Below are 10,110 nucleotides of genomic sequence, written 5' to 3'. Positions count from 1 at the left end.
ATTCGCCTGATCGGTAAAACTGCGGTTTTGCGCTTTAAAACTGCTGACGGGAAAACAGTTTTGACCGGCGAAGACCTGAAAACTGCGCAAACCAGTATAGACCCCTATTCAAACCAGCCGGAGATTAACCTGACCTTTACTTCTGAAGGAGCCAGGAAATTTGCTGAGATTACTACCAAAAATGTGGGCAAGCCCATTGCCATCTATCTGGACGAGCAGTTGCTGACCAATCCGGTCGTAAAGGAGCCCATTACCAATGGGCAGGCCCGCATTACCGGTAATCGTACTGTGGAAGAAGCTGAGAATATTGCCAAACTCCTGCGGGCCGGAGCGCTGCCACTGGATCTGGAATTTGTCGAAAAACGGGTAGTAGGGCCCACTCTGGGGGCGGATTCTCTCAATAAATCCATACTGGCCGGGGAAATTGGCCTGGTGGCTATTCTGGTCTTTATGATTCTGTTCTATCGTCTACCGGGGCTGGTGGCGGATTTTGCCCTGGTGGTCTATGCCTTCCTGGTATTAGGATTGCTGGCAGCTCTCAATGCTACCCTGACTCTGCCGGGTATTGCCGGTTTCCTCCTTTCGCTGGGTATGGCGGTGGATACCAATATTATCATTTATGAACGCATTAAGGAGGAACTGCGGGCGGGCAAAACCGTCCGGACGGCCATTGAGGCCGGATTTAATCGGGCCTTTACCACCGTTCTGGATGCCAATGTTACTACTTTGATTGCTGCTGCTGTCCTCTATTTCCTGGGCACAGCTTCCATTCGCGGGTTTGCGGTCACCCTGGCCCTGGGGATTGTGGCCAGTATGTTTACCGCTATTTCTTTCACCCGCTGGATGTTGCGGCTGATTGCCGATGCCGGAGTTAAGAACAGCAAACTATTCGGGGCTTAGGAGGTGCAGTAGCGTGCGCGTGCATTTTGTCAAAACTCGCCTGGTCTGGTATATCATTTCATTGCTGATTATCGTTCCAGGTCTGGTATCCCTGGTCTGGCAGGGATTGAATCTGGGGATAGATTTTACCGGCGGGACTTTGCTGGAACTGGAATACAAGCAAGTGCCGGCCATTGAACAGGTTAGGGCAGCTCTGAAGGAAAAAGGCCTGGGCAATGCCGGGATTCAGGCTGCCGAAGGGAATCGGATTCTGATTCGGACAGTAGCTTTAGCGGAAAAGGATCGAGATGAGGTGCTAAAGGCTATCAGGGAAAAGACCGGTGACTTTAACCTGCGCCGGGAAGACAAGGTAGGGCCGGTGATCGGTAAGGAATTGCTGCGCAATGCCCTGCTGGCCCTGGGGATTGCGATTGTATTGATGATCATTTATATCAGCTGGCGCTTTGAATTCTGGTCTGGACTCAGTGCCATTGCTGCCCTGCTTCATGATGTGCTGGTGGTAATTGGGGTATTTTCCCTGTTACAGCTGGAAGTGGATAGTGCCTTTGTAGCAGCGATTTTGACTATCATCGGTTACAGTATAAATGATACTATTGTCATTTTTGACCGAATTCGGGAAAATCTTTTGAAACGCCGCAAGGATCAGGAAGTAGAGGATGTAATCAATTCCAGTATTTATCAGACCTTTGGCCGGACCATCAATACCGTTCTGACTGTGGTATTCGTGCTGGTGGCTTTGCTGGTCTTTGGCGGGGAAACCATATACAATTTCGTTCTGGCCATGTTGATTGGGGTTTTAAGTGGGACATACTCCTCCATCTGTACGGCCAGCCCCCTCTGGTTTGATCTGCGCCGCTATGCTAAAAAAGCATAGCTTGCATAAGAGGGTTGAAAGCATGTAAAATAATAGTGAGCCTATATGGCTGCGGGTCTGGTACAGCGGGCACCCGCGGCTTTTATTTTGCAATATCGGAGGGGATATTATGGCCGGTGGAGCCGGATTAGCCAAATTACAGGCTGCCCGACTTTCGGTTTTGTCCAATAGTTTGCTGGTGCTGGCAAAACTGGCAGTTGGACTTTGGATGGGATCGGTAGCCGTTATTTCAGAAGCCATTCACAGTGGTTTGGACCTGGCGGCAGCTGGGATCGCCTACTTTTCCATTAAAAAAGCCAATAAACCCCCGGATGAACAGCATCCCTATGGACATGGCAAGCTGGAAAATGTCTCCGGGACTATTGAAGCGGTCCTGATTTTTGCCGCTGCTCTGTATATAATCTATGAAGCTGTACTCCGACTGTTCCGGGGGGGTGAGGTGGAAAAGCTGGGGCTGGGAGCGCTGGTTATGGCCTTTTCGGCAGGAGTAAACTGGCTGATATCAGCCCATTTATTCAAGGTGGCGCGGGAGACCGATTCCGTTGCCCTGGCAGCGGATGCCTGGCATCTGCGTACTGATGTTTATACTTCCGCCGGGGTGTTGCTCGGTCTGGGGCTGATGGCTGTAACGGGTTGGGCCTGGCTGGATGCTGTGGTCGCGATTATCGTCGCCCTGCTGATTTTGAAAGCGGCCTGGGATCTGACTAAAGAAGCCTTTGTGGATATTATTGATACGCGCTTACCGGAAGAGGAGGAGCACAAAATCATTGAGATTCTGGAAAAACACCGGGACTATTACCTGGAGTACCACCAGCTGCGCAGCCGCAAAGCTGGCTCAGAGCGGTTTGTGGATTTGCATCTGGTAGTGCCTCAGAGCTGGTCTATTAGCCGGGTGCATGAAATTACCGACCATCTGGAACAGCGGATTCAGGAGGTATTGCCCAATACCCATGCCGTTATCCATGTGGAGCCCTGTACCCACGGCTCTACCCGCTGTTTTGATTGTGATGACTGTGAGCTGGAAGGGAGACAAGATTGAGATAAAGGTGGGGAGAGTGTGCATAAACGCTGGCGTCTTGCCCGGCCCGATCCTGACCGGGCCCGAATTCTGGCTCAGCAGCTGGGGATCTCCCCTTTGCTGGCCGGAATCCTGCTGAACCGGGGCATAACTGATCTAACCTCAGCTCACCTGTTCTTGCGTGGGAGTATTGCCGATCTGGGCAATCCGCTGGAATTACCTGATCTGGAAAAGGCCCTGGAGATTTTGCAACAGGCTCTACAGAGACAGGAGAAAATCACCATTTACGGTGACTATGATGCCGACGGTGTAACAGCAACCGCTTTGCTCTATCTGGCCTTAAAGCCTCTGGCCGGGGAGAGGGTAGACTACTATTTGCCCAACCGGTTTACGGAAGGATATGGGTTGAATCTGGCAGCGGTGGAACAGCTGGCGCAAAAGGGCACCAGGCTGCTGATCACAGTGGACTGCGGGATAGCCTCTTTCCAGGAGGTAGTACGGGCCAGGGAACTGGGAATGAAAGTGATCATTACCGATCACCATGAATTACAGGGGGAGCTACCGCCAGCAGAAGCGGTGGTCAATCCCAAACGACCGGATAATCATTATCCCTGGCCGGATTTATGCGGTGCGGGGATTGCTTTCAAACTAGCACAGGCCTTGCTGGGGGAAAAGGCTCTGGCCTTGCTGGATTTGGCCGCTATCGGTACTGTAGCTGATCTGGTTCCTTTGCACGGAGAGAATCGGTTGCTGGTAAAAGCTGGTCTGGAACGCATGCGTCACTCGCCCCGGCCGGGGTTGGTGGCTCTCTGCCAGGTGGCGGGGATTGAGCCAGTGGGACTTACAGCTCAACAGCTGGCCTTTCAGATTGGGCCGCGGCTCAATGCAGCCGGGCGCCTTAGTTCGGCGGAGATGGCGGTGCGTTTATTGATAACAGAAAAGGGAAGTGAAGCGCTGGAAATGGCCAGTCTGCTGGACCGGACCAACCGGGAACGGCAGCAGATTGAAAACCAGATTGTCCAGGCTGCCTGCCGCCTGGTAGAAGAGGAGGGTTGCCTGGCCAGGGACAGGGTACTGGTGCTGGCTCAAACGGACTGGCATCATGGAGTACTGGGAATAGCTGCCTCCCGGCTGGTGGAAAGATATTATCGCCCCACACTGTTACTGGGATTAGAGGGAGATGAAGCCAAAGGCTCGGGGCGCAGCATTCCCGGATTTAACCTGTTTTCAGCTTTGAGCCAGTGCCGGGATTTGCTGACAAAATTTGGCGGACACCCGATGGCTGCTGGTCTAAGCCTGAACCGGAATCAGATCCCCCGCTTGCGGGAACAGCTGAATGAACTGGCCAATACCTGGCTAACGGAAATGGACCTGGTGCCTGACTTGCTTGTTGAAGGGGAAGTGGCCTGGGGACAGGTGACGGAGGAGCTGGTACAGGAACTGGCTCAGTTAGAACCCTATGGCTATGGTAACCCTATCCCGGTCCTGGCTTTGCGCAAAGGGCGAGTACTGGAGGTCCGGGCCATCGGGCGAGAAGGCAGTCATCTGCGTTTGTGGTTAGAAGGGACAGGCGCAAAGCGACAACAGGCAGTAGCCTGGCAACTGGGCCATATGGTAAGGGAAATTGCCGCTGGCAGTGGCTGCCTGGACATTGCTTTTGTGCCTGATATAAATGAATGGAATGGGCAGCGGCTGGTCCAGGCCCAGGTTAAGGATCTGAAAAATAGCTGGCGGGGAGACAACCCCTATCAAAGCTCTCCCTTCTGGCAGCCGGTGCTTCCTTCATTAGGAGGACAGGGGAACTGGCAGGTGAATGACCAGCGTCAGTGTGCCGATCGGCCAGCCTTTTTGGCTAACTTGCCGGAGGGGAGGGGGCCCTGGCTGGTGTATGTTACTGACCCGGCGAAAGGGGAGTTTTTGCAGCAGTTGCTTCGGAATCGCTCCCTGGAAGATATCGGTTTTGTGTCCCGGCCGGACCAGCGATTACAGGGAAAGGATTGGGCTGGTGTACTCTTTTATGATCCGCCTGCTACGCCGGAATTGGCTCTCTGGTTGGCCAGTCTGGTCCCGGGGCGGCCGCTCTGGCTCCTTTATGGCACCAGGGAGCTGGAGGAACTGAGCAGACTGGCAGAGGAACACTGGCCTGACCGGGAACGACTGGCCAATTACTACCGGGAGACGCCGGAATTTTATTCTGATCTGGCTCCTGCACCTGGCTGGCAAATGGCCTGGCGGATTTTTGCCGAACTGGACCTGGTGGAGTTACGGCGCGAGGGCCTGTACTGGCAGCTGCGCAAAAAACCCCTGCCTGCCCGCAAAAAAGATCTGACTGCATCGCCTTTGTATCTTGAGTGTCAACAGCGGCGACAGGAGCTGGATTGCTGGTTGCAAAAACTGAGGTCCTGGCATTATAATGATTTTGAAAACTGGCTGAAGGAGGCACTAAAGTGAATTTTAAAGATAAAATTCGCATCATTCCTGATTTCCCTAAACCGGGTATTCGTTTTAAGGACATTACTACTCTGCTCAGAGATGGACAGGCCCTAAGGGCTGCAGTTCAGGAAATCGCCAACCGTTTCCGGGATGAAAAAATCGATCTGGTAGTAGGCCCGGAGGCCCGCGGCTTTGTTATCGGCACCCCGGTAGCCTATGAACTGGGCTGTGGATTCGTTCCTTTACGTAAACCCGGCAAATTGCCGGCTGAAACTGCGAAAATGGAATACGGGCTGGAATATGGTAAAGATGCCCTGGAAATCCATCTGGATGCCATTCAGCCAGGTCAAAGAATTTTACTGGTTGATGACCTGCTGGCCACCGGTGGTACTACCCGGGCAGCGGTGGAACTGGTGGAAAAACTGGGAGGGCAGGTAGTAGGGCTGGCCTTCCTGATTGAACTTACTTATCTGGAAGGGCGCAAACAACTGGGGGATAAAGAGGTTTTTTCCCTGGTCCAGTACTAAATGCAGAGTAACTGCCAGGAAAGGAGGGGATGGGAGATGGCGGATAAAACCAAATGCTGGCAGGACCTGGTGCGGAAAATCCGCAATTTTAACCCCCAGGCCGATTTGAGTCTGGTGGAAAAAGCTTATCAAAAAGCGGCGGCAGCCCATGCTGGCCAGGTACGACAGTCAGGGGAACCCTACATTTCCCATCCCCTGGCAGTAGCCTATATCCTGGCCCAGCTTGAATTGGATCTGGTAACCATAGCGGCTGCTTTATTGCATGATGTGGTAGAAGACACCGAGGTGACCCTGGAGGAGATCCGGCAGGAATTCGGGGATGAAGTGGCTTTGCTGGTAGATGGAGTGACCAAGCTGAGCCGGATTGAGTACCGCTCCAAGGAGGAACAACAGGCGGAAAACTGGCGCAAAATGTTGCTGGCTATGGCCAGAGACATTCGGGTAATTCTGATTAAACTGGCTGACCGCCTTCACAACATGCGCACTCTCAAGTTTCAATCACCCCGCAAGCAAAAGGAAATCGCTGCCGAAACCCTGGATATTTATGCTCCCCTGGCCAACCGCCTGGGGATTTTCCGCATCAAATGGGAACTGGAGGACCTTTCTCTTCGCTACCTGGAACCGGAGATGTACTACGAACTGGTGGAGCGGATAGCCAAAAAGCGGACTGAACGGGAAGCACTGATCAATCAGGTAATAAAGGAATTGTCGGAACGACTGGCGGCAGTGGGGATTGGGGCTGAAATTTCCGGGCGGCCCAAGCATTTTTATTCGATCTATAAGAAAATGTGGCAACAACAGAAGGATCTGTCGGAAATCTATGACCTGATTGCTGTGCGGGTAATTGTGGATAATGTCAAGGACTGTTATGGCACCCTGGGGATTGTCCATACCCTCTGGACGCCGGTGCCGGGCCGTTTCAAAGACTATATTGCCATGCCCAAGCAGAATATGTACCAGTCCTTGCATACCACAGTGATTGGGCCCAATGGTGAACCCCTGGAAGTGCAAATTCGCACCTGGGAAATGCACCGTACTGCCGAATACGGGATTGCGGCCCACTGGCGTTATAAGGAGGGCATCAAGGAACCGGGAGAACTGGATGAGAAGCTGACCTGGCTACGGCAGATTCTGGAGTGGCAACGGGAGCTGGGGGATGCCAAGGAGTTTATTGAAAACCTTAAAATTGACCTTTTTGATGAATCGGTTTTTGTTTTTACTCCCAAAGGGGATGTAATAGAACTGCCTGCCGGTTCGATACCCATTGATTTTGCTTATCGCATTCATACCGATGTGGGGCATCGCTGTGTAGGGGCCAAGGTCAATGGCAAGATTGTCCCCCTGGATTATAAGTTAAAAAACGGGGATATTGTGGAAATTATTACCAGCAGGCAGGCAGCTCCCAGCCGGGACTGGTTGCAGCTGGTGCAGACTCCCCAGGCCAAAAACCGGATCAAACAATGGTTTAAGCGGGAGAAAAGGGAAGAGAATATCCTGCGCGGCCGGGAGCTGCTGGAAAAAGAGGCCCGCAAAGCGGGGCTGGAACTGGAGGATATTAAACAGGAGAGAATACAGGAGATTTGCCGCAAGTTTACCGTCAGCTCGCCAGAGGATTTGCTGGCTGCGGTTGGGGATGGCACTTTTACGGCTGTCCAGGTTTTGAACAAAATCAAGGAACTCAAGGAGGAGCGGGAAAAAGCCCAGCGCCCCAAAACCGCAGCCAGTGAATTGCAGGAGGCCCAGGATGTGGTGAGGCCCTGGAAAGGGGGAGGCCGGGCCAACCAGGGCATCATGGTATTGGGAATGGACAACCTGCTGGTGCGCCTGGCCCGCTGCTGTAGCCCTGTACCCGGCGATCCCATCGTAGGCTATGTGACCCGGGGTAAAGGGGTATCGGTTCATCGGGCTGACTGTCATAATGTGGTTAATTTTCAGGAGACGGAAAAAGAACGAATTATTGAAGTTACCTGGGAACAGGGATATACTGATAATTACCAGGTCAAACTGGAAATAGCAGCCATGGATCGGGCCGGACTGTTGTCTGATGTCATGGCAGTGCTATCGGATCTGAAGATTTCGGCCAATTCCGTTTCAGCCCGCAGCCTGCGCAATAACCAGGCAGCCATTGAGCTGGTCCTGGAGGTCAAGGGGCTGGAACAGCTAAATTATATCATCAATCGCATTCGCAAGGTGCGGGATGTTTATGAGATTCGGCGGACCGCACCAGGGGCATAGGAGGAAGAGGGATGAGGGCAGTAGTGCAACGGGCCCGTTACGGTCGAGTAACAGTAGCCGGTCAAGTTATTGGGGAAATCGGACCTGGTTTGGTGGTGTTATTAGGAGTAGGGCAGGACGATGGGGAGGAAGATGCCCGCTATCTGGCAGAGAAAATTGCCCATCTCCGCATTTTTCCCGACCAGGAGGGTAAACTCAACCTGTCGGTAAAGGATAGCGGTGGAGAGGTATTGCTGGTGTCCCAGTTCACCCTTTATGGCGACTGCCGCAAAGGACGGCGGCCCAGTTTTACTGAAGCGGCGCCACCGGAACAGGCTCTGGCCCTTTATGAGCGGGTAAGGGTTTTGCTGGAAGAACAGGGGTTATCAGTGGTTACCGGCCAGTTCCAGGCCGAAATGCTGGTAGAGCTGGCCAATGACGGCCCGGTGACCATGTTGCTGGACAGTAAACGCATATTTTAAAAAAGCAGATAGGAAATGCCGGCAAATTTTTTGCCGGCATTATTTCGTGGCTACAGTGGATTCCAATATTGCTCGGAGCCAGGCATTAGCTTCTGCGTTTATTGTGGCAGTCGTGCGGTTTCCCTTGATATTGGCGCGACAAAAAGGACAATACTGCCAGCGCAGTTTTACTTTTTTTAGACAATGCGGGCAGCGGGTAAGTACTGGCTGATGTTTACAAAAAGGGCAGTAGTTCCATTCTTCTCTGACAGGCTTCCCGCATTTTTCACATGTATCAATTGAACCAGCCAAAACGATTCACCTCTGAAAAAAATATTCTGATGTTATCATAAAATACAAAGCAAGTAAATGTCAAAAGCGAAACCAATCGATTTATCAGAATAAATGTCGAATAATGGGAAATAAACCAGAATATGTTGATAGGTTTACTTGGATTAGGTATAATTACCTTAGCTAAACTAAACTTAAGGGGTGGATGCGATGAAGAATTATTTAACCGTGGGTGCAGATTTGGGTAATGATGCATTTAAAATTATTGGGCCTACAAAAAGGGAATTTTGTATATTAAATATATCGGCTCCCTGGCATGCCAGAAGAGTTGTAAATGATGATACTCGTAACCCGTTAAATCTCCTGGAAGTAGAAATCTTGAGCTCCGGGCAAAATCTGGGCAGATATTTCGTCGGAAAAATGGCCTATAATTTTAACAGAGGTATCATAAAAGAGAGGACTGTTGCTGACCGGCATAAGGGCAAGGCCAAAGATTTGCAAACTAGAATTGTCCTCTTGACTGCGATTGCAGTTTCGCTGCTGAAACCCAACTGTAAGCAGATAAAAGAAGAAATAATTCTCGGCACAATGCTACCAACCGAGGAATATTTTGCTAATCAACAGGATAATATTAATATTTTGCGTAATTCCTTGCTTGGAACTCATAAAGTTAAATTCTTAAATCCGATATTTAATGGAGTGGAAGTGGAATTTGATATATTGGAAGTGGATATTCAGCCCGAAGGTCTCTGTGCTTTAAATGCACTGATGTATGATGAAGAAGGAGAAATTATACAGCAAGTGGCAAGCCGTTTTGGGGAAAAGATGATTTTGGGGCTAGATATCGGCTCATTAACCTCTGACGTAACTGTGCTGGACAATCTGGAACCGCGTACTTTTTTTGGGATTGACCGTGGGACCATTGATCCCGCAAACCGAATTTTAGACTACATAAAAACTGAATATAAAGTGAGTATACCAAGGCATAAAGTAGATAGTGTTATTATTGGTGACGGAAATTTACTATGTTATGGCAAAGAAATACCTGAATTCAATCAGATATGTCGGCAGTACATAGAACAGGAAGGTAGACAATTGATAGAAGAGTTTATTTCCAAGGCGACAGCTGCAGGCATCCAGTTGCCGGATATTTCCGGACTAATTTTATATGGTGGTGGTTCGCTGTTATATAAAGATATTATCAAGGAATTATTGGAGCCCGTGCCTTTGCTATTTGCCGAAAACCCCATTATGCTTAATGCTTTAGGTGCCTGGAAGAATGCCAGAATACTGAGTAAACGTTTTGTTAAGAATTCCGATAGTGTAGAAAAAGAAGAATTTAGTCTACTGTCTTTGAGGTAATTAAAGATAATTACGCCCTCAACCTGTACC

The 10,110-nt window shown here is 50.7% G+C and carries 9 protein-coding genes; 8 read left to right on the top strand and 1 reads right to left on the bottom strand.

Going from position 1 to position 10,110, the window contains the following annotated elements; translation table 11 throughout:
* From secD to dtd, 7 genes are all read left to right on the top strand, one after another.
* Positions 1-900, top strand: a 900-nt coding sequence (gene secD, locus JDF658_RS12190) for a protein translocase subunit SecD (RefSeq protein ID WP_242946677.1), incomplete at its 5' end; no start/stop codon positions are given.
* A 19-nt stretch (positions 901-919) separates the two neighbouring features.
* Positions 920-1,774: a protein translocase subunit SecF gene (secF, locus tag JDF658_RS12185; protein ID WP_242946679.1), complete on the top strand. Its 855-nt coding sequence runs from the start codon at positions 920-922 to the stop codon at positions 1,772-1,774.
* 109 nt (positions 1,775-1,883) lie between these two features.
* A complete protein-coding gene (locus JDF658_RS12180; protein WP_078665352.1) occupies positions 1,884-2,813 on the top strand; it encodes a cation diffusion facilitator family transporter in 930 nt (309 codons plus the stop codon).
* A gap of 18 nt (positions 2,814-2,831) precedes the next feature.
* Positions 2,832-5,243: a single-stranded-DNA-specific exonuclease RecJ gene (gene recJ, locus JDF658_RS12175; protein ID WP_079907833.1), complete on the top strand. Its 2,412-nt coding sequence runs from the start codon at positions 2,832-2,834 to the stop codon at positions 5,241-5,243.
* Positions 5,240-5,752, top strand: coding sequence for an adenine phosphoribosyltransferase (locus tag JDF658_RS12170; protein WP_078665350.1), 513 nt, complete (start codon positions 5,240-5,242; stop codon positions 5,750-5,752). The genes recJ and JDF658_RS12170 overlap by 4 nt, the downstream gene beginning before the upstream one ends.
* Positions 5,753-5,788: 36 nt before the next feature.
* Entirely contained in the window at positions 5,789-7,987 is a 2,199-nt protein-coding gene (locus JDF658_RS12165; RefSeq protein WP_079907831.1) for a bifunctional (p)ppGpp synthetase/guanosine-3',5'-bis(diphosphate) 3'-pyrophosphohydrolase, read from the top strand.
* An 11-nt stretch (positions 7,988-7,998) separates the two neighbouring features.
* Positions 7,999-8,448, top strand: coding sequence for a D-aminoacyl-tRNA deacylase (dtd, locus tag JDF658_RS12160; protein WP_079907829.1), 450 nt, complete (start codon positions 7,999-8,001; stop codon positions 8,446-8,448).
* A 39-nt stretch (positions 8,449-8,487) separates the two neighbouring features.
* Here the strand turns inward: dtd and JDF658_RS15045 are convergent, their stop codons facing one another.
* Positions 8,488-8,739 (bottom strand): zinc ribbon domain-containing protein, encoded by a 252-nt coding sequence (locus JDF658_RS15045; protein ID WP_159071950.1) that lies wholly within the window; start codon positions 8,737-8,739, stop codon positions 8,488-8,490.
* A 189-nt stretch (positions 8,740-8,928) separates the two neighbouring features.
* Here JDF658_RS15045 and JDF658_RS12150 point away from each other — a divergent pair, with 189 nt between their 5' ends.
* A complete protein-coding gene (locus tag JDF658_RS12150; RefSeq protein WP_079907827.1) occupies positions 8,929-10,080 on the top strand; it encodes a ParM/StbA family protein in 1,152 nt (383 codons plus the stop codon).
* Positions 10,081-10,110 lie beyond the last annotated feature (30 nt).

The sequence above is a fragment of the Carboxydocella sp. JDF658 genome (assembly GCF_002049395.1).
Taxonomy (GTDB): Bacteria; Bacillota.
Note: the sequence above shows the minus strand (reverse complement) of the source record. Positions and strands in the feature narration are given on the sequence as shown.

Coding starts and splice junctions, on each gene's coding strand:
- dtd (WP_079907829.1), top strand. CDS start 7,999: ATGAGGGCAGTAGTGCAACGGGCCCGTTACGGTCGAGTAACAGTAGCC.
- JDF658_RS12150 (WP_079907827.1), top strand. CDS start 8,929: ATGAAGAATTATTTAACCGTGGGTGCAGATTTGGGTAATGATGCATTT.
- JDF658_RS12180 (WP_078665352.1), top strand. CDS start 1,884: ATGGCCGGTGGAGCCGGATTAGCCAAATTACAGGCTGCCCGACTTTCG.
- JDF658_RS12165 (WP_079907831.1), top strand. CDS start 5,789: ATGGCGGATAAAACCAAATGCTGGCAGGACCTGGTGCGGAAAATCCGC.